General features: G+C 55.8%; 18 protein-coding genes. 7 read left to right on the top strand and 11 right to left on the bottom strand.

The window, feature by feature from the left end; all coding sequences use genetic code 11:
- Nucleotides 1-12: 12 nt before the first annotated feature.
- The 5 genes from nadD to rplU form a co-directional block, all read right to left on the bottom strand.
- On the bottom strand, nt 13-750 hold the full coding sequence (gene nadD, locus P0120_03295; GenBank protein MDF0673358.1) for a nicotinate-nucleotide adenylyltransferase: 738 nt from the start codon (nt 748-750) through the stop codon (nt 13-15).
- 23 nt (nt 751-773) lie between these two features.
- On the bottom strand, nt 774-1,895 hold the full coding sequence (proB, locus tag P0120_03290; GenBank protein ID MDF0673357.1) for a glutamate 5-kinase: 1,122 nt from the start codon (nt 1,893-1,895) through the stop codon (nt 774-776).
- On the bottom strand, nt 1,877-2,902 hold the full coding sequence (gene obgE / locus P0120_03285) for a GTPase ObgE (GenBank protein MDF0673356.1): 1,026 nt from the start codon (nt 2,900-2,902) through the stop codon (nt 1,877-1,879). The genes proB and obgE overlap by 19 nt, the downstream gene beginning before the upstream one ends.
- A gap of 121 nt (nt 2,903-3,023) precedes the next feature.
- Complete coding sequence (rpmA, locus tag P0120_03280; protein ID MDF0673355.1) at nt 3,024-3,287, bottom strand: 50S ribosomal protein L27; 264 nt, start codon at nt 3,285-3,287, stop codon at nt 3,024-3,026.
- A 20-nt stretch (nt 3,288-3,307) separates the two neighbouring features.
- Nucleotides 3,308-3,622: a 50S ribosomal protein L21 gene (rplU, locus tag P0120_03275; GenBank protein MDF0673354.1), complete on the bottom strand. Its 315-nt coding sequence runs from the start codon at nt 3,620-3,622 to the stop codon at nt 3,308-3,310.
- A 210-nt stretch (nt 3,623-3,832) separates the two neighbouring features.
- Here rplU and P0120_03270 point away from each other — a divergent pair, with 210 nt between their 5' ends.
- Both P0120_03270 and P0120_03265 read left to right on the top strand, forming a co-directional pair.
- Nucleotides 3,833-4,177, top strand: coding sequence for a PilZ domain-containing protein (locus P0120_03270; protein MDF0673353.1), 345 nt, complete (start codon nt 3,833-3,835; stop codon nt 4,175-4,177).
- A 135-nt stretch (nt 4,178-4,312) separates the two neighbouring features.
- Nucleotides 4,313-5,227, top strand: coding sequence for a branched-chain amino acid transaminase (locus tag P0120_03265; protein ID MDF0673352.1), 915 nt, complete (start codon nt 4,313-4,315; stop codon nt 5,225-5,227).
- Nucleotides 5,228-5,323: 96 nt separating this feature from the next.
- Here P0120_03265 and secG read toward each other — a convergent pair whose 3' ends face one another.
- The 4 genes from secG to gap all read right to left on the bottom strand — a co-directional run bounded on the left by secG (nt 5,324) and on the right by gap (nt 8,812).
- Nucleotides 5,324-5,680, bottom strand: coding sequence for a preprotein translocase subunit SecG (gene secG, locus P0120_03260; protein MDF0673351.1), 357 nt, complete (start codon nt 5,678-5,680; stop codon nt 5,324-5,326).
- A 6-nt stretch (nt 5,681-5,686) separates the two neighbouring features.
- Nucleotides 5,687-6,469 (bottom strand): triose-phosphate isomerase, encoded by a 783-nt coding sequence (gene tpiA, locus P0120_03255; protein ID MDF0673350.1) that lies wholly within the window; start codon nt 6,467-6,469, stop codon nt 5,687-5,689.
- A gap of 39 nt (nt 6,470-6,508) precedes the next feature.
- Nucleotides 6,509-7,708 (bottom strand): phosphoglycerate kinase, encoded by a 1,200-nt coding sequence (locus P0120_03250; GenBank protein ID MDF0673349.1) that lies wholly within the window; start codon nt 7,706-7,708, stop codon nt 6,509-6,511.
- Nucleotides 7,709-7,798: 90 nt separating this feature from the next.
- Nucleotides 7,799-8,812 carry a type I glyceraldehyde-3-phosphate dehydrogenase gene (gene gap / locus P0120_03245; protein ID MDF0673348.1) on the bottom strand — a complete coding sequence of 338 codons (1,014 nt, stop codon included), beginning with the start codon at nt 8,810-8,812 and terminating at the stop codon, nt 7,799-7,801.
- 358 nt (nt 8,813-9,170) lie between these two features.
- On the opposite strand from gap, the gene P0120_03240 reads away from it, so the two are divergent.
- Together P0120_03240 and P0120_03235 are read left to right on the top strand one after the other, a co-directional pair.
- Complete coding sequence (locus tag P0120_03240) at nt 9,171-11,588, top strand: endonuclease MutS2 (GenBank protein ID MDF0673347.1); 2,418 nt, start codon at nt 9,171-9,173, stop codon at nt 11,586-11,588.
- A gap of 271 nt (nt 11,589-11,859) precedes the next feature.
- Nucleotides 11,860-12,027, top strand: a complete 168-nt coding sequence (locus P0120_03235) for a hypothetical protein (GenBank protein ID MDF0673346.1) — start codon at nt 11,860-11,862, stop codon at nt 12,025-12,027.
- Nucleotides 12,028-13,087: 1,060 nt separating this feature from the next.
- Here the strand turns inward: P0120_03235 and P0120_03230 are convergent.
- Entirely contained in the window at nt 13,088-15,217 is a 2,130-nt protein-coding gene (locus P0120_03230) for a caspase family protein (GenBank protein MDF0673345.1), read from the bottom strand.
- 135 nt (nt 15,218-15,352) lie between these two features.
- Entirely contained in the window at nt 15,353-16,627 is a 1,275-nt protein-coding gene (locus P0120_03225) for an ISNCY family transposase (protein MDF0673344.1), read from the bottom strand.
- Between the two features lie 507 nt (nt 16,628-17,134).
- Between P0120_03225 and P0120_03220 the strand changes: the two genes are divergently transcribed.
- The 3 genes from P0120_03220 to P0120_03210 all read left to right on the top strand — a co-directional run bounded on the left by P0120_03220 (nt 17,135) and on the right by P0120_03210 (nt 20,328).
- On the top strand, nt 17,135-18,514 hold the full coding sequence (locus tag P0120_03220) for an autotransporter outer membrane beta-barrel domain-containing protein (protein MDF0673343.1): 1,380 nt from the start codon (nt 17,135-17,137) through the stop codon (nt 18,512-18,514).
- A 72-nt stretch (nt 18,515-18,586) separates the two neighbouring features.
- A complete protein-coding gene (locus P0120_03215; GenBank protein MDF0673342.1) occupies nt 18,587-19,291 on the top strand; it encodes a toll/interleukin-1 receptor domain-containing protein in 705 nt (234 codons plus the stop codon).
- Between the two features lie 14 nt (nt 19,292-19,305).
- Nucleotides 19,306-20,328: a hypothetical protein gene (locus P0120_03210; GenBank protein ID MDF0673341.1), complete on the top strand. Its 1,023-nt coding sequence runs from the start codon at nt 19,306-19,308 to the stop codon at nt 20,326-20,328.
- Nucleotides 20,329-20,542: the final 214 nt, after the last annotated feature.

Below are 20,542 nucleotides of genomic sequence, written 5' to 3'. Positions count from 1 at the left end.
AGGGCGGTGGCCTTAGATGCGCGTGAGATCGCTATCCTCCTGATAAAGGCTATGCCGAAGTATATAGGATTCTACCGAGGGGGGCAACATATCTGCCAGCGATAGTCCATCCCGAACTCGCCGCCTAATTTCTGAGGCCGAGATCGAACAGGGTGGAAGGGCCAGACAGGTGATCCCCGGGCAGGAAGGGATGACGATGTCGAGTCGATTCTGAACGCCGGTGTCGAGCTGGCCAAGGGCCAGTGGATCCAGGTTTGGAAGCAACGGCATCTCGGCCAGCGCCTGGAACGATCGCTCACGCCGAGGCACCACCACGAAATGACAGATCTTTAAGAGCTCGTGCGGTTCTCTCCATGTAGGGAAGTCAAGAAACGCGTCAAGACCAATGACGAAGAACAGCTCTGTGTATGGGCCATAGTGGTCCTGTAATGAGCGGACGGTATCGATCGAGTAGGACTTTCCTGTTCGCTGTATCTCGATATCCGATACCATGAAAAGTGGGCTGTCAGCGATCGCAAGACGTACCATGTCAACGCGAACGTTCGCCGGCGCCAGTGAGCCGCCCTGTTTATGGGGTGGGTCGCCGGTCGGGATGAATAGAAGCTGGGAGAGCTGCATCCATTCATGTACGTGATGAGCAATGCTCAGGTGACAATTATGAATAGGATTGAAGCTTCCACCCAGCAGGCCCAGTTTTAGTGGCGAGTGGCGAGTGGCGAGTGGTGAGTGTTTGGACCTCGGAAAACTCATAACTCAGCACTCACACCACACGATTAGAGAATGACAAGGTTGTCTCGATGGATGACTTCCTCATACTCTTGGAGGCCGAACTGCTCATGGATGGCCGCTGTCTTGAGGCCTTTCATCTGACCTAATAAGTCGGACGAAACGTTCACCAGGCCTCTTGCGAATTCCTTTCCATCTGTATCGAGACAACTGACCGGATCACCGGCATCAAATGATCCCGTCACCTGAAGGATGCCCGATGCCAGCAAACTTTTCCCTCGCTCGATCAAGGCATCGACTGCCCCCTGATCGAGATGGACCTGACCGCGGGAGCGAAGCGTAAAAGCGATCCAATGTTTACGGCTGTTCAGTCGACGTTCCCGGGCAAGAAAGAGACTTCCACCGGGCCCGCCTTCAAGGACCGCTGGGAGGAGTCCGGCTCGTTCGCCATTGAGGACTAAAGTCGAGATTCCATACTCGCCGACTTTCTTGGCTGCTCGAAGTTTGGTCGCCATCCCGCCTGTCCCTTCAAATGTGCTGGAAACTCCTGCCAGGCGCTCGACGTCTTGGGTAATCTCCGTAATCAAGGGGATCAATGTCGCCGACGGGTTTTTCCGCGGATCTTCCGTATACAGTCCGTCTACATCGGAGAGAATCACCAGCAAGTCCGCATCCGCCAGATGAGCCACTTCGCTCGCGAGGGTGTCGTTGTCGCCGACCCGGATTTCATCAACCGCGACGGTATCATTTTCATTGATGATGGGCACGATGCCGAAACCGATGAGTGCCGCGAGTGTATGGCGAGCGTTAAGGAATCGGCGGCGATCAGCGAGATCCTGGTGGGTGAGCAGTATCTGCGCCACTTGAATATTGAGACGTTCAAACGCTTTTTCATAGGCCCACATGAGCCGGCTCTGGCCTACGGCTGCCGCTGCCTGCTTGACAGGCAGGCTTTTCGGGTAATCTTTCAGCTGCAATTTCTGAATACCGGAGACGATGGCACCGGACGAGACCACCAGGATTTCCCGCCCCTGTGTTCGGAGCCCAGCGATTTCATCAGCCAATCGCTCAATCTGTTGAGGCCGCAGACCTTCCGCACGCGAAGCGATCAGGCTGCTGCCGATCTTGATGACGATCCGCTTCGCTTGTCCTAAGAGCTTGTCTCGCATGGCGTCTTTCGTAAACGCTCTACCTGTTTCCCGACGTAGGTGACCAAGTCATCAAGCCCCTTGTTCGTGGCGGCGGAAATCGGCAAGCAGGGATAGTCGTTGAGGCGACAATAGGACCGCAGCTGGGCAAGCCGGTCGCTCGTGCCGATTATGTCGATCTTGGTCGGGACAACGGCGAATGGGCGCTTGGTGAGCTCCCCGTCATAGGCTGCAAGTTCCTGCCGTAAGGTCTTAAAACTCACCACTGGATCGTCAGGGGTCCATTCTGAGACATCGATCAGGTGGAGCAAGAATGCGGTGCGTTCGATATGGCGGAGAAACTGCACGCCCAAGCCTCTGCCTTCGTGGGCACCCTCGATCAGGCCCGGAATATCGGCCATGACAAAGCTTCGATCGGATCCCCACCGAACCACGCCGAGATTGGGGGTCAGAGTGGTGAAGGGATAGTCGGCGATCTTGGGGCGGGCCGCTGATACAGCTGCAATGAGCGTCGACTTGCCGGCATTAGGAAAACCGACCAGCCCGACGTCGGCGAGGAGTTTCAGTTCAAGTCGCAATGATCGTTCTTCACCTGGAGTGCCCGGGGTGCACTTCGTCGGCACTCGGTTGACGGAGGTGGCAAAGTTGCTGTTGCCTTTTCCGCCTCGCCCTCCTTGGGCGATGACGGCCGTTTGAGCATCCTCGATGAAATCCGCAAGTATTTCTTTCGTCTGGTCATCATAGACGATGGTGCCGACAGGAACGGCGATGGCCAGATCTTCTCCGGAACGGCCCGTACAATTGGAACCCCCGCCGGCGCGCCCGTCTTGAGCCTCATAATGGTTCTGGTAGCGGAGGTCGAGCAGGGTGGTCAGTCGATGAGATGCGGTCATGACGATGTCGCCACCGTCGCCTCCATCCCCGCCGTCCGGGCCTCCACGTGGAACAAACATCTCCCTCCGGAAACTGCAGATGCCGTTTCCGCCACGACCGGCTCGTACTGTGATGTGCACCTCATCGACGAACATAAGTTGTCAGCGTCATCGCAGATGAGTCAGTCATGACGACGAGAAAGTATACCCGACCGTGATCCGAGGGGGAGAGAGAACATATCCAGCTTGGTTGTAACGGAGAGAGTAGAAAAGAGGATCAGGGTTTGGTCGGAACAGGGTATACGCTGACTTTTCGTCTGTCGCGTCCACCTTCAAACTTCACCACACCGCTTATTCTGGAAAATAGGGTATGGTCTCTTCCAAGATCCACGTTGAATCCTGGAAAAAACTTGGTGCCGCGCTGGCGGACGATAATGCTGCCGGCCGTCACGGTCTGACCACCATAGGCCTTCACGCCCAAATATTGAGGATTGCTGTCACGGCCGTTACGTGATGATCCGCCGCCTTTGTTTGTTGCCATGGTATACCCTTCCTGTGACTTCAGGCTGTCGCAATATTCCTGATCAACAGCTGGGTGAATCCTTGTCGGTGTCCACGAGTCCGGCGATAGTTCTTGCGACGCTTCTTCTTAAACACGGTAATCGATCGGGTCCGCCCTTGTCGCACGATTTCAGCCGTGACTTTGGCTCCGTTAACGAGGGGCTGTCCAATCAGAATACCGGCATCGCCATGTACGAGACGGACCTTGCTGAGTTCAATCTGGGCTCCGACGTCTCCCGGCAGCCGCTCGACCTGAATCGTCGTGCCGGTTTCAGCTCGATATTGTTTACCACCTGTTTCAACGATCGCGTACATAATCCATTCTCCGAACTTGAGGAACGGTTCATTTAACATGGAGATATGAGAGGTGTCAAGCGAACGAGGAGCGATGAGAGCTCATTGACCACCCATAAGCCCCTCTTTAGAAGGCTATGAGGAAGGTCGTCCTGACACGTATGCTTGGCGTCATCATTGCGATGCCACATTCCAATTTCATGATACCAAGCGGGAGATGGCAACGAGCACATGTTTCACGCTAGCAAGTTTGTGATCCGTACCTATCATCGGATTCCCGTTCGCTGTGAGGTGTACTACCTGGGCGGAGATTTTCTCGGGAAGGGAACGGTGATGAACCTCTGTCGTAACGGGTTCCGGGTTTTGGGAGACCATCAAGTGGTTCCTGGGATGGGGTTGGTTGTCCGGCTCACCCTTCCCGACAAAGATGAGCCGGTCGAAATTCAGCGCGTCGTGGTCCGATGGGTGCGAGGTCTGTTGTTTGGTGTCAAAGTCCTGACCATGAGTCCAGCGGAAGAAGAACGAGTCGGAACGTTCCTGAGTTCCCGCCTGCGCGCCTATTGCGCTTCCTCGTAGGTCTCATATCATCGGTCGAGTAGATTCCGAGTCAGCCGCTGCCTGTTTGCTTGACCCACGTTCGACCTCACGCTATAGTCCCTCACGCCCATGGGGGCGGAACGGTTACTATCCCTTTATTGGAGATTGCTCTCAATGTTGGAACCGGTCGAAAAAATCTGGATGGATGGGAAATTGGTGGAGTGGAGAGAGGCCAACGTCCATGTTCTCACCCATTCGCTACACTATGGCCTTGCGGCGTTTGAAGGTCTTCGGTGCTACAAGGGTAAGTCAGGCTCCGCCATCTTCCGGCTTCGTGAACATGTCGATCGCCTGTTTGATTCGACTCATATCGGCATGATGACCATGCCGTATGACAAGAAGCAGATCACGGAGGCCATCATCGAGACCGTTCGTGCCAATCGGCTCGATGCCTGTTACATTCGCCCGTTAGTCTACATCGGGTATGGGGCGATGGGCGTCTATCCAGGAGACAATCCGATTCGGGTAGCCATCGCTGCTTGGAAGTGGGGCGCCTATTTGGGGGACGATGCATTGGCCAATGGGATGCGCGCCTGCGTCTCGTCTTTTACGAGGCACCACGTGAATGTGTCCATGACCAGAGGAAAAATATCCGGGTACTATGTGAACTCCATCATGGCCAAACAGCAGGCGAAGGCCGATGGATATGACGAGGCGATTCTTCTCGATCCCGAAGGCTATGTTGCCGAGGGAACGGGAGAGAATGTGTTCATCGTGCGGCGTGGGGCCTTGAAAACGACGCCCTTGACGTCGGTGCTTGAAGGGATTACGCGAAACTCTGTCATCCAATTGGCTCAAGAAAGAAAAATCGCCGTGGCGGAGGAGCGATTCACGCGCGATGAAATGTACATTGCCGATGAAGTATTCGTGACAGGAACGGCTGCTGAATTGACCCCGGTCCGAGAAATCGACAACCGGCGAATCGGAAATGGTACGCCTGGGCCGATTACACGCGCCCTCCAAGACGCCTTCTTTTCGATCGTACGCGGGGAAGACGTCGCACATGAGTCGTGGCTAACTCGTATCTAAACCCCGCTGCAGACCGTTTACCATCAATCGAGTGGAACCGAACCGGGACTGTCTTTCGGACGACGAACGGCAGGCGTCGATCTGACGATGAACAGATCAGTGTCCGGCTGCGGGAGTCTCTCCCGAAGGATGCGAATCCCCTGAAGATTGAGCGGGTGGGGCAGTCGGGGGAGCTGTTGGAGCGCTCTTGGGCTGCATATCGATGACGGTCGAAGAGAAGTTTCGTTGCTTGGCTAAAATCGCCAGACTGAGCGACGTCGCCATGAACACCGCCGCCACAATGACCGTCAGCTTGCTCAAAAAATTGGCGGGACCACGGCTTCCGAACACCGTCTGACTGGAACCGCCGAACGCGGCGCCGATCTCCGCTCCCTTCCCTGATTGGAGAAGAATCGCCCCGATCATCAGAAAGCAGATAAAGACATGGACAATAACAATCAGCGTATACAGCATGAGATCTCAGACTCCGATTGATCGTGCAGTGGATACGATCCTCGTAATTGTAGCAAAAGACTCGACTTGGAGACAAGCGCCTCCGATGAGTGCGCCGTCGATCTGGTCTGAAGAAAGCAGCGATTCTATATTCTGTGGCGTGACGCTCCCTCCATAGAGAATCCTGGTGGCGTCGGCAACGGTGGAAGACCACGTGGCGGTAAGGAACAGCCGAATCGTCCGATGGGCAGCGACGGCTTGGTCGATGGTCGCCGATTTGCCCGTGCCGATGGCCCATACTGGCTCATAGGCGATGGTGACAGCGGCCATCGCGTCAGGGGCAAGACCGGAGACGCATTCCTTCAGCTGTTGGGTCAGCACGCTGTCGGTCGTCCCGTTTTCGCGCTGGGCGAGTGATTCGCCGATACAGAGAATGGGACGCAGGCCATGGATGAGTGCGGCTAGGATTTTCTTGCGGATGCTGTCGTTCTGCTCACCAAAAAGGGTTCGTCGTTCCGAATGGCCCAGAATCACGTAGCGACAACCGAGATCTTTCAGCATCGGTGCGGAGACTTCTCCTGTATAGGCGCCGTGATCCTCCCAGAACATGTCCTGCGCTCCGAGCTGAATCGGCGATGAGGCGCCCAGCGCCATACGAACGGATTCCAGCGCAGTAAAAGGGGGGGCGACGACAAGCTCAACGCCCGTGGAGGTGCCAGGTAGGTGCTGGCTGAGCTCATGAACGAAGGTTGCCGCTTCAGACGCGGTTTTGTTCATCTTCCAATTGCCGACGATCAGGACTGTACGCACCGTACTTCCAGGAGCTCGGGTTTCGTTGAGGAACCTTGATCAGTTTGGGCGGTCTGGCAGCGCTGCGAGACCAGGAAGTGTTTTGCCTTCCAGTAATTCAAGGGCCGCGCCACCACCGGTCGAGATGAACGAGATGTTCTCAGATTCACCGGCCCGATGAACGGCCAGTGACGTTTCACCGCCGCCGACGATCGTGAGCGCGTAGGCGTCGGCGATTGCATGAGCCATAGCCAAGGTGCCTCGCGCATAGGCGTCGATTTCAAATACACCCATCGGTCCGTTCCACAGGATGGTTTTCGCATTTTGAACCGCCTCATTGAATAGTTTGACGGAGGCCGGACCAATATCGAGGGCATACCATCCCTTGGGAATTTCCTGTACCGGAACAATCTTGGTTTCGGCGCCCACCTCTCGGCCGGCCGCCACCACGCAATCGACAGGCAGGTAAAATTTGACCCCTCGTGAGAGGGCATGGTCTTCGATCCCTCGGGCAAAATCCAACATGTCCATTTCGCAGAGAGAATTGCCGATCTCCATGCCTTTCGCCTTCAAGAACGTAAATGCCATGCCGCCGCCGATGATGACCTTATCGACCTTCTTGCCAAGGTTTTCAATGACGCCGATTTTTCCCGAGACCTTGGCTCCCCCTAAGACAGCGGCAAACGGTCGAACGGGATTGGCGACGGCACCTTCGAGATACTCGATCTCTTTCTTGAGCAGTGCGCCTGCAGCCGCATCTTTTATGTAGTGGGTGATGCCGACGGTCGACGCATGGGCCCGGTGGGCCGCCCCGAAGGCATCATTGATGAAAACATCGCCCAGTGAAGCAAGGGCCTTGGCGAAGGCGTCGTCATTCTTTTCCTCGCCGGCATGAAAACGAAGATTTTCCAGCAAGAGGACATCGCCGTCCTTCATCTTCGAGACCAGTTTCTCGACGGCCGGCCCTATACAGTCCGGAGCGAAGACCACGTCTTTCCCGAGCAGGCGTCCCAGTCGTTTTGCGACCGGCGCCAGGCTGTATTTAGGGTGAAAGGTCCCCTTGGGTCGACCGAGATGAGAGCAGAGAATGACTTTCGCTCCCTCGTCGACGACGCGATTGATCGTCGGCAGGGTTGACCGAATACGGGTGTCATCGGTAATTTGAAGCGACTCATCGAGCGGGACGTTGAAATCGGCGCGGATAATGACCCGTTTGCCACGAAGTTGCACATCGTCGATCGTTTTCTTGTGCAAATTCATGAGGCGCTCCTCCAGTATTCTATGACCTGCGAAATGAAGCGAGTGAGATGGATTCGTCTGAAACCTGCCCGATCATTTCCCACACGGTCATCAGTGAGTGGTGGATTTTCCGGCCAGAACCTTGACCAGGTCGCGGACTCGGCATGAATAGCCCCATTCGTTGTCGTACCAGGCCGTAACCTTGACCAGACGCTTGTCGACGACGTTGGTCAGCGGGGCATCGACGGTGGCCGAGTGATCGTCCCCCTTTTGATCGATCGAGACGATGGGGTCTTCAGAGTACTTGAGAATACCTTTGAGTGGTCCATCCGCCGCCTTCTTGAAGGCTGCGTTCACAGATGCCACGTCACAATCCTTCTCGGTTTCGACAGTGAGATCGACCAGTGAGACGTTCGGCGTCGGCACCCGAATGGCGAGTCCATCCAACTTGCCCTTGAGCTCAGGAATGACGAGATGCAGCGCTTTGGCTGCGCCGGTGCTGGTAGGAATCATCGACATGCCGGCTGCGCGGGCGCGCCGAAGGTCCTTATGAGGAAGGTCCAGCAGCTGCTGATCGTTGGTGTAGGAATGGATCGTGGTCATAATCCCGTGCTTGATACCGAACGTTTCCAACAAGACTTTAGCAACAGGCGCCAGGCAGTTGGTCGTGCAGGAGGCGTTGGACACAATGTGGTGGGATTGAGGGTCGAACTTGTCGTCGTTCACGCCGAGTACGATGGTCACATCGGGATCTTTCGCCGGTGCCGAGATAATCACGTGCTTGGCGCCGGCAGACAGGTGTTTGCCCGCCGCTTCCCGGTCGGTAAATCGACCGGTCGATTCAATGACAACGTCGATGTTCAGCGCCTTCCAGGGCAATTCCTTTGGGTCTTTGATCGCGAGCACTTTGATAGGTTTCCCATCCACGAGGATCTGGTCTTCCTTGGCCTCAACACTTGCCGAAAGGGTGCCGTGCACCGAGTCGTACTTGAGAAGATAAGCAAGCGTTTTGGCGTCCGTGAGATCGTTAACGGCGACGATCTGCAGATCTTTATCACCCATCGAGGCACGCAGCACGTTGCGCCCGATGCGTCCGAATCCATTGATTCCAACACGAATGGACATAGCGTAATCCTCTACATGCAAATATATTGGTTGAATACACCCGGATGGTACAGCACGAACTGCGATAGTATCGACGCTCTCTGCTTCTTGTCAAGACACTTGGTTAGCGCGCATTATTCACGAACGCTTCTGCTGTAATCGCGGATTCGCCGCTACGATAGCCCTGGACGCGATTCGAGAGCGTCCAGGAAGACGGGCTCGCCGCTCGGTCGGTCGACATACTGTTTCAAGTACGCCTCCCTTCCTTGCGGCTCCGCGCGCCTGTCTCGCCTGGCGACTGCGCGATTTCGCGACGAACCGTCGTAAATAATGCGCGCTAGCATCCAAAATGGAGTACAGGAGGGGAGAGGAGGCTTGTGTGAACGAGACATTATCTGAACATGCAGCACAGGCGTTGGAGTGGCCTCGGCTGTTGGAGCTTCTCGCACAACATGCACAGTCGACGATCGGAGCTGCTCGATGCCGGTCGCTTTCCTTATCGAGCCACCTGGCGGATGCTCGCCTGCGCCAACAAGAGACGACCGAGATGGTGAGTTTACTGGAGGGGAGTGATCCGATGCCGGGCCTCACCTTTCCCGATATTCGCGAACAACTGATTCGATCCAGGAAGGGAGGAGCGCTTGAGGCCGGTGAGTTGCGAGACTGTGCGGTTGTGCTGGCCCTCATGGCAGAGGTGGAGCGATACGCCGAGTCTCATAAAGATGAGACTCAAGCCCTGGCCCACGTCTTGTCTCCGCTTCATAGCACAACAAGTTTGCGCGGAATCCTGAGGGCTATCGAGGGCGCGATCCAATCGGATGGCTCTATGAAAGACACGGCTTCGCCGGAGCTGCGATGTCTGACTCACCAGGCTCAGGAGCTGAAACAGGAGATGCGGCAGCGTCTGGAGCAGATACTCCATTCCAAACGCTATGAGGAGGTGCTTCAAGAGTCGTATTTTGTCCAGCGAGAAGGACGCTACGTCGTGCCGGTGAAGGCGGACATGCGGGGAAGAATCCCCGGGATCGTCCACGATGTGTCGTCCAGCGGGGCAACCATCTTTCTGGAGCCGCGGGAGTTGGTCGAACTGAACAATTCCATCAAGGTGGCGGATCTGGAGATTGAGCGGGAGGTGCATCGCATCTTGCGGGAACTCAGCGGTTTGGTAGCCTCCAAAGCGGAGGACATCGGCCGAGGAATCGAGGCGTTGGCCGAATGTGATGTGATCAGAGCAAAGGCTGAGATGAGTCGTCGGCTGAAGTGCAACCCTGTCATCTTGAACAAAGATGGCCGCATCATGCTTAAGCAGGCGCGGCATCCGTTGCTGCTCGTCGCGAAAGATCAGGTTGTCGCGAACGACCTTCACATGGATGAAGCGATCCGCGTCCTTGTGATCTCCGGGCCGAATACAGGCGGAAAGACCGTTACGCTCAAGATCGTCGGGCTGTTTGCGCTCATGGTGCGGGGCGGACTGCATCTTCCCTGTGCTTCGGAATCCGAGATGGCAGTTTTTACCGACCTCTACGCCGATATCGGTGATGCACAGGACTTGAGTCGCGATCTGTCGAGCTTTTCGGCTCACATGACTTACATGATCCGACTCCTTACCGAGAGCGTTTCCATGGAGAGGTCGCTCGCACCCTCAGCACCCTGCGCACTCGTGCTCCTTGATGAGCCTGTGACTTCAACTGATCCGCAAGAAGGGGCGGTGCTGGCAGAGGCGCTGCTCTGTCGTCTGGCCGAATTGAACATGAAAGTGGTGGCGACCACGCATTACGGTGCGCTCAAAGAGCTGGCACAGACGACTTCTGGCTTTGCGAATGCCAGCGTGGAATTCGACGTGGAGCAGTTGGCGCCTACCTACCGATTATTCATCGGGATCCCGGGCGGCTCATCCGCCTTGGAGATCGCCGGCCGCCTCGGTATGGACGAAAGTATATTGAGCGACGCGCGGAAGCGACTCCACCACGATGGCCAACGGCTCGACGAGTTGATGGCTGACTTGCAGCGGAAGCAACGCCAACTGATTGAGGATACCGAGAAGGCTCAGCAGGCGAGGGAAGAAGCCGAACAAGCGGCCCGGGAAGCACGAGCACTTCGAGCGCAACTGCAAGAAGCGGAACAAGAAGCTCGACGAGGGCTCAAGAAGAAACTCGGCGAACAATTTCAGCGTGCGCGAGCCGAGGTTCAAGCCACGGTCGATTCCCTGAAGCGCGAACAGAAGCTCATCAAGGCGAAGGAGACGAAACAGCGGTTGCATGAGTTAGAGGCGCAAACTAGGCAGGAGTTTGTGCCGACCGGCAAGCCGATTCCACTTGAACAGCTTGGGATCGGCGATACGGTGGAAATTGTCGGTTTGGGCATGACGGGGAGTTTGTTGGAAATGCCTCAGGGGAAAAAACGTGTGCGTGTCAAGGTTGGGGAGGGCGAAATCTTGGCTGCTGTATCGAACCTCGTCGGTCTCGCGCATGAAGCGACTGCAGAGGCAGCAGCTCCCACGTCAACCGCTACGATTCCCCGACGAGTTTCGACGAGCAATGGGCTGGGACTGGATGAGCAAACAGTGGTGGACGTACGAGGGCAAGCAGCTGACGAGGCACTCGATCACGTCGTCGTGGCATTGGATCGGGCAACTCTCACTGGCGCCCCGTACCTCCGCATCATTCATGGCCATGGAACCGGTCGTCTCAAATCCGTCCTGCGCGAATATCTCAAAGAGTCGCCTTATGTGGCAGACTTTCGTCCTGGCGATCGAGCCGAGGGAGGCGATGGGGTGACGGTGGTGAAGGTACAATGAAATTTTGAGATGGTTTGTTCCGGCAGAGAAAATTCCCCCAAGCTTTCAAAGCGCTTGTCTGTCAGCATTTGCACGATATGATTACTCCCCCAAAAGTATCTTTTCCGATCCACCACAGTATCTGACTAGATACGCATAGAATTCGACCACCTCAACATTCAGCACGTTTGCTGCTCTCCAGGCACATCCCCACCGTGGAATCAAGTTTGCAGAACCATTGATTATCTGTGACAGCTCTTGTCAGGAGCCACCTTAAGCCAGGAGGTCCGTTATGCGTACCTTCAAAATCATCGAAACGGAAAGCGTGAAGGCATCTGACGCGAAACGCCTGAGAGAATTGCAATACGAGAACGATTGGCTCAAACTTCTCTATACGGATCTGTTGGCGAAGACTGTGGTGATAAGGGGCGGTCTTGCGAGAGGTATGAGGGACTGCTAAGCGACAAAGAACATCGATTAGGTAGTGATGATACTCTTTCAGCTAGCTGATCCTAGAATCTGCTTTGAAAATGCCGCCGCTGTCTCTTAGGAGACCGGTTCGTGGACGACCCGATGGTCCGAGCACTCCAACTGCTTGACGTGCCGGCGTGTGGCGTGCTCTCAGCTTTCGCTGATCGAGATATGTGGCCGCCAACTCCTTATACGGGACGTGGTCCTTGAGCAGATGATATCGGTCAGAGCTTGGCAATGTAGGACCGGTTGGGTGTCAGCGCTGAGTACAGAACAGTGCACTCCGAGTACCCAGTCAGACATTCAGGGACGTCTTCTCAGTTTAGCTGCTTTCCCAGGACCTGTTCCCCGCCGCGGATGGTGCAATCTTCTTTGGTCGTGCGAATGGGGCGCCGTTCAGTGACATATGTCATTTGTGTGCCGAGCTGGCGGACTTGTCCGGGCAACAGGCAATCAACCATTTCGTTGGATTTCGGTCCATCCGGTACATTGATCACCTCGGCTCCCGGGGGCATCGAAGCGACTGACGAGGAGTCCGAAGCACAGGCCGACAGTGCAACCAGAAGAGTCATTGCCATAAAGCAAGAGTCGAGAATCTTTTTGCATGAGATGGCTATGTCATGAGATCGCGCCGCTGAGATCGTGATCGGTTTATCGTAAAGCTTTGAAGAAATGTTTATGGCTGAAGCAGGCTTCCGACTGATCATGAGCGCTCCTTGTGTTGAAGGGTGAGCGTTCGGTGTCACTGAGAAGTGTAGCAGGCGTTATTGAAGCGTCTGAGGTGACCAGGTTGTTTTTGTATTCAAGCGCTTAGCGGTATGAGCTTGATTGCGGCAGGCAGGGTTGGTGGAGGAGAAGATTTGCCACGCCTATCAATGACGGGATCAAAGATAAGATGATGGCGAAATAACAGTGAGCTTTCAGGAGAGGCGCTCACCGATCACGAGATTGTTTTGGACATGAGTTGGTTATCCTCCTTTCCGTTGCTTCCATCCGGTCCGTTGCCAGCAAATGACAGCTCAACAGCGTTCTGTGGGGCGGGGATGTTATCAGAGCGCCCGCGGGACGAAGATAAAGTCGCCGATACTCTCATGTCCAGCCATGTGGATAGGGTCGTACGTGGGAATTTGCTCGCTGTGTATTTGTTGTGACGTGCTGACGACGCGGGAGCGGATGGCCAAAAACAGTCGTTCGGCCTCCAGAACGGTGTCGTTCTCTTCCAGCACGCCAAGAAAGGCCTCGGCAAAAACCGAATGGCCGCTGCCCCCCGCATCCAAGACTGGGTTCACTCCACCCGAAGTCATGGCGGTACGCACCCGTCGTTTCGCGAGCTTTTTCAAGATGTCTAACCGTGCGTGGGCAGTCAAGCCCGGTTTTAACTGCGCCAATGAACTTCTCGTCAATTTTCCGCCAAAGCAGGAATCCGCCACCACCATCACGTGTTTTGCAGAGATGAGTTGCAGAAGGTCGGTTACGTCGGAGAGATTCACCCATTCGGAATTGTTGTCGATCTCGGCATTGACGGGAATCCAGTACCCTCGATCGATGTCTTGTTCCAGGTGTCCGTGGCCGGCGTAATAAATCAGCAGATTGTCGTTTTCGTTGAGGATTTTCCGGTATTCATTGAGCGCATTCATGATATCTGAGCGTATCGAGTCTTTGATGATCGTGACGTGGAAACCATATTGCTCTTTCAATGTCTTAGCGACGGCAGTGGCATCAGAAATTCCATTCTTCAAGACCTTCCAGTGTTTGTAATGGTCATTCCCAATGACAAGGGCATGGTAGTGACCGAATTCGGAGAGATCCTGCTTGGGCACCTGGGGGTTGGGTTGTATCGTACCTTTGCCTTTGAGTACGAATTTCAGTGCGGCACGCTTGTTTTGCGTGTCCACGGCGAGAATCTGGACGACCGATTCATCGCTGGGTGATTGAAGAGCTCCGAAGGTCGACGTGAACACCCCGTCTTCGTTAACCTTCATCTTCTCTCCATTCACCATCAGCGACCGGAGCCCGGCAGGCGCCAGCACGCGACCGGTGACGGAACGCTGGGAACCGGTGTTGATGGGAATCGCCAGCTGCTCTTTGCTACGGGTCCTGGCGAGCGGCGGGTCGATAATCTCCAACGTGGGCCCGTCAAAGCCGAGATCAATGGCGTTGGTTTCGAACGAGGCAATTTTCTGCTGAAGTTGCACGATGTCTGTATTCCTGGTGTCGAGTTCTCTCCTTGCCCGGTCCATTTCCTCCTGGATCTGCTTGACCCTGGCATCGGCTTTGGCTATGGCTTCGGACTGATCAGGTCTCTCGCGAAGTTGGTCCAGCTCTGCGCGCGCCGCTTGGTAGCGCTGATCGGCATCCTGACTTTTGCGCCGATCGGTTTCTGCTAATCGTTGTAATTCCTGAAGGTGATTGTTTAGCCGGGTGACTTCCTGGTTTGTCGTAGCGAGCGCCTGCTCCAGTTCACGGATGCGTGTCGTGGCTTGCGCGTTGGGGAGTTGCTGGTTAGTGAGGAGGGATAGCGCGGCGTCATCCAAACCGGACGCTTTCGCGAACCATGTGAAGGCTTGCGCGGGATCCTTCGAAACGCCCAATCCTTGTTCATACAGCCGACCGAGGTTGACCGCCGCTCGCTTATCTCCCTGTTCAGCGGCCTTGCGGTACCAGTTCGCCGCCCGCTGATAATCAGGTTCTCCCCCTGCGCCTCTTTCATACAGTGTCGCGGTATAGTACTGGGCTTCTGCAGACCCTTTTTGGGCTTCACTGAGCCAGAATTTTAGGGAGGTCCCATAGTCTGCCCGATCTCTCGCGACGTATTCACCACCACGGATGGCGCAATCTTCTGTGGTTGTGCGAACGGGGCGCCGTTCAGTGACGTACGTCACCTGTGTACCGAGCTGGCGGATTTGCCCTGGCAACAAACAATCGACCACCTCATAGGTTTCTGGACCGCCCGGCGCGTTGATCGCTCCGGTCACCGCCTTCACCGTATCGACTGACGGCGGATCGGAGGTACAGGCCGACAGCACGACCATAAGAGTTACCGCTATAAAGAACGAGAAAGGAATGTTTTTACAGGCGGTTTCCATGTCGTGAAATTGCTCCGCAGAGCCCGTAATCAGTTGTCGGCAAAACGGCAGTTCTTGCTGCAGATGATTGCGGGAGAACCAGGTCGCGTGCAAAAAATGAACGTGACCTGCGTCGGAAGCATGTGAGCCAAGGCTACGGTCTCTACGTAGAGAAATCAAGCCGCCAAATCGTTCTCTGTCAAGCCCAAATAGAAATGTCCGCTTTCTCCCAAAGTAGAAATGTCCGGTTTATGTTCCGGCCGCCGCCGGGTGGTGTCCTCGTTCCTGCCGCCATCGCTTGCGCCATGGATGATCCGCCGGCGGTTTGATCGGGCGCTGCGATCGGGACACCGCCGTGACCGCTGCCGCCGACACAGGTCGCGCCGCGATCGCGTGAAAGGCGAGCGCCCGTCCGTGGTGCGTGAGCCGCATCGTCCCATCCACATGTTCTTCGACCACCACACGAGTGGCGCGGAGATTGTCGTGAACCTGATAGAGCCGCCCTTCATGAGCAATGGTGAAGTCCTTCCGCAGACACCGGGATGTCTTGATACACAGGCTTCGCTCCAGCACCTGGGCCGTCGGCTTCGGCCGATGCAGATTGACTGCGTGCGCCGGCCGCACCGCGAACCGGCGGTTGTAGACCGGCAGATAGCCCTCCAGGAATCGGTTCGCCGCCTCGAAGGTCCCAATCCGTGCGAGGCGCAACTCCTTGACCAGTCGATCCTGGAACGTCTTAAACAGCCGCTCCACCCGCCCCTTGGCCTGTGGGGAGTGCGCCGCGATCAGCTCAACCCCCAGCTCATCCAGTGCCCGTCCGAACTGACTCTGGGGTGCCTCCCCGGCCAGCTGCTCCGCCACCGTGGGCTCAGCTGGCGACTGGTAGGTCGTATGCTTGTCCGCATAGATGGCCAGCGGAATCCCCTGGTGCCGAATGTAGCGCTGGAAGCTGTCCATCGCCGGGATCGTGCCCTCGTACTCATAGAACCGAGCAAAGACGCGACTGCTCGCATCGTCGATGTAGGCCATCAGGACACCCCACGGGCCGCGCCCCTCCAACCAATCATGATGGGACCCATCCAGTTGCACCAGTTCCCCGACATGCGCCTTGCGCGCACGCCACGCGCGATGCGGTCGCTTCCGGCGTGCGAAATGATCAATCCCCCGCTCCCGCAACCAGCGCCGCAGAGTCTCGTCGCTGACCTCGAGTCGGTGCCGCTCCGTCAACTTCTCCGCCGCCAACGTCGGCCCAAAGTCTCCATAGCGTGTCTCATACAGCCGCAGCATCTTCGCCTTGACCGGCTCCGCGATGCGCCGATTCGACGGCTTCCCCCGTCCCCGATGGACACGTCCCTGGTCGCCCTCCTCCTTTACCCGCCCAAGAAGGCGCCGGATCTGACGCTCCGTCAGCCGCAACATGGTGCCCGCCTCCTGTTGTGTGATCCGCTTGTCCCGCACCTGGCGAATCACATGGATCCGCCGCAACTCCTTGGCACTCATCATCACCCTGTCCTCTCCCACCATCCCGTCCTCCTTTGAAGAACGGGCAGTCTATCAACGAAGAGGACATTTCTACTTTGGTGAAACCGGACATTATCATTTTGGGATTACAGCCGCCAAATCGTTCTCTCTCCAATTCCTCTGGCCCACGCGATCTGGCCGTTTCATCTGGGATCTCCGCTCAGGTAGTCATCTCAGGCGACCCGCTACTTCGCAAAGGTTTCATTGCCAAGGGACGTGTGGAGTGAATCAGTTTAGATACATAGGGTGAATCTATTTAGATACTATTCGTTTCGGCATCTCATCGTCCGTCTTCCGCTCGTCATGCTCGGTGTCCCCGAAACTCAAGAAACCGGGTGATACGAGCTTGAAATCATAGGGGAACTATCTAGCATCGCTCTTGCTCATCGTACAGCATAGGTGCCTGCGATGTTTCCGAGCCGAAGGTGACCATGGTGCTTCGCCGAGCTCATTCCATATAGCCAGGGAATAGCCAGGCCCACATCACACACTTGCCGAGGAGGCATGACAATGAAGAACACCTTGTCCATTGGCAAGAATGGGTTTCTCGTCCTTCTCCTGATCGCGCTTCTTCCCTCCAAAGCACCAGCACAAGTCCTCAACGACAAGGTCAATTCTCTGCTCACTGACGCGTGCGCTGGTTTAGGCTTTGGTGTCGACCCCGATGTACCTATAGTAGGTCTCGGCCAAAACCTAACAGCGATCTGCGACTCTCAAAGGAACCAAGTACCTGTCGCTAGTTCAGGCGGCGGTGGAGCTGCCTCTTTCCAGGGTTCTGCCGCATCGATTTTGAACAGATTGCTGCTCCAACGGTTGGAGGAGACGGACGAAGAGGAAGGCCAAACACATGCACGATCCTCCTCCATGAGGCTCAACCCCTTTGGCTCACTGCTTTCCCTTGGGTACGCTTCTTCCGTATCATCTCCGTTGTATGCCGCCACGACAGCCGACGGTGGGTCAGCGGCGACATTCACCATTGGCAGCCAGAGGCGCTGGAATGGGTTGGGATTGTTTGCCAGCGGGCTGGTCGAATCCCTCAACCGTGACATTACGACCTTTCAGGATGGGTACAGGTCCACAATCTTTGGCTTCACTGGCGGAGCAGACTATCGGTTTAGCAAAAACCTCGTTGCCGGGCTGGCCTTCAGCTATTCCAACACCGATGGAAACTTCAGCAGCGGCGGTAATTTCAGCACGAATTCCTATGGCGGCCTCTTGTTCGCCTCCTATCTGCCGACGGACCGGACCTTCATGCAGGTGAGCGGTGGGTATACACGAAATAATTATCTGATATCTCGACTGGCCGAGGCTCTTACCGGTCAGCCGCCCGGTGCAGCTGGATGTTGTGTCCCCGGCTTTGCGTCAAGTAATTCCAACGGCAATGTCCTCACGCTCGGACTCTTGACTGGGTACGACCATCCGATTGGCCGATTCACCATTGGCCCACGCCTGGGGGTGACCTACAGCAATACCCACATTGGCGGCTACACCGAGAACGGCAACACGGGAATCGAACTCAAGTACAACGATCAATGGATCAATTCTCTGCAAAGTGTCCTCGGAGTCCAGGGATCAGCCGCTTTCAGCACCAGTTTCGCTGTCCTGGTCCCACAGTTTAATGCGGACTATATCCATGAATTCGCCAACAACCAGCGCTTCATTAATGTACAATTCGCGCAGGACTTGCGAGGCACTATGGGCTTTCCCGGGACTCCGACCAAGTTCACATTCCAAACCGATGTACCGGTTCGAAATTACGCCAATCTTGGGACTGGCCTCGTGATGATTTTTCCCAATGGCTGGCAAACGTTCGTGAACTTCCGAGCCATGGTCGGGAATGAACAGTTCAACAATTACGCCGGCATGTTTGGGCTGCGGCGAGCGTTATAGGCGCCGCTGATGAATAGGCAGTAATTAGGTGAATGGCTAGTTCAGCCACCTGCGATACAGGCCGAGAAGCGCATGGCGGGAATCTTCATCAGCTATCGGCAGGATGATACCGAAGCCTGGGCGATCTTGTTGTGCGAGAGTCTTGCGAAGGTATTCGGCGAACAACAGGTTTTCCTCGATAAGGATACATTGCATGCGGGGAACTGGCGAGACCAGCTCAACCAGGCGCTTGATCGCTGCGCGGTCGTGTTGATCGTGGTCGGCCCTCGGTGGCTTACCATTGTGGACAGGCAGAACCGGCCGCGCATCAGTCTTCCAGACGATGTCCATCATCAGGAGGTTGCCCTGGCGTTGAGCCGGCCTGATGTCACTGTGATTCCCGTGCTGGTCGATGAGGCGCCCATGCCTCGACCTGATCAGTTGCCCACGGATCTGCACCGGTTGTGTGATCAACAAGCGTATAAAATCGGGGATACTCAAGCTCGGCGCAAGGCTGATTTAGAGGCCCTGATCAAAAATATCCGGACGGTCGGGGGCTTTGATGTCCGTGCAGAGGAGTGCATCAAGAGCGACGGCGACCCGCCACTCAAATCGTTCTCGTGGTTCAGGCTGGATCTTGTGGCACTTGGCAGTGCGGTCGCATTGACGGTCGGTTCCGCCATCCTGGCCTTTCTCTCCAACACACCGTTTACCAACGGGGAACCGGTTGTTTTGCTCCCGCTGTTCTACGTGCTGGTACTTGGCGCTAAATACCTGTGGCACGGACGTGTCAACTGAGGAAATGAGGCAAAATGAGGCGAGGCGGATATTGGCGTGCTGTTGTCGTGTTGTGGTTGATGGTACCCCTGTCTGATTTCCAACCTGTCTATGCCGCAGCGGATGCCGGGCTCAATGGAACCAATGGTCTGGAGATGATTTGTCTTACTGAACGACCTGTCATCGTCCAGGGCGAAACTGTTCGATTGCGTGTGTGGGCGAGTACATCAGATGGTCAATCAATAGCGCAGCCGCTCACCTTTCAGTGGCAGGTCACTGAAGGCCATATCCAGGGCACGGGGAACGAAGTGCGCTGGGATCTGAGCGCAGTGACAATCGAGCCGAGCGAACCCTATAAGAACGTTGTCGCCACTGTCACGGCCAATGCGCCGAGTGTAGGCAATGGACGGTGTTCGGTACGGGTCACTATCAAGGAACCCGTTCAAACTCGAGGGCCTCTGATCTCGACTCGAGGGTTCCTCAAGCCCAAGATGAGAGAAAAACCGGGTTATGGGCTCTACAGCTACCTGCTCTTTAGTGCACCCCCGCAACATGAAGGAGAGAAAGCACGATATCTCAAAGTCTTAGAGGCCTGTTTGAGCATCATGCGTGAGAGTGAGGAGTTCCTCGATCGGCAGCCGGATTCCGAGCTGAATGCCACATATATTCCCGTGAGGAAGACCCCTATGTCTGGTAAGTCGGATTCAGAGTGGGCAGAGAAGGTGCTGGCCGTCTACGATTATGCGGCCGCACAAATTCTGTTGAGCAAGCTTGATACGATGTATCAACAGGGCCCTTATCTGATTTCCACCCTGAAGCCATTGTCCATGTCGGACAGCCCTCAGCCCTTGCATCTGTTTCAAGACTTGACCGGCGTTGTTCCGGATCAGGCATCGAACTGGGTGAAGCATTTCACTTATCTCGTGGCGCAACAACGGAGTTGGCAAGATCAATCTCTGCGGCAATTTCACCTCAAAATGCGCAATCTTCTCGCCGTGGCCGGCATCGTCACTCCTGAGGTGGTGAACGCGGTCAAAACTCTGGTTCAGGTCAGGTAGAGAAGGGGGAGATGCCATGCAGATAGGAACCGACTTTGGCAAACTAGGATGGGCGATCTTCCAAATCTGAAGAGGAGTGTTTCATCAAGACAGGTGGTACTTCGCCATGCGGTAACGCATGGGTATTTCGAGTCATCTTGAGGAGGCGGCTGGTTTCCGAGGCATTGCCGGACGTTTTTGAGGTGGTCTTACGTTTAAGCAGACAGGGCCTGCT

The organism is Nitrospira sp. (assembly GCA_029194675.1).
Taxonomy (GTDB): Bacteria; Nitrospirota; Nitrospiria; order Nitrospirales; family Nitrospiraceae; genus Nitrospira_D.
Note: the sequence above shows the minus strand (reverse complement) of the source record. Positions and strands in the feature narration are given on the sequence as shown.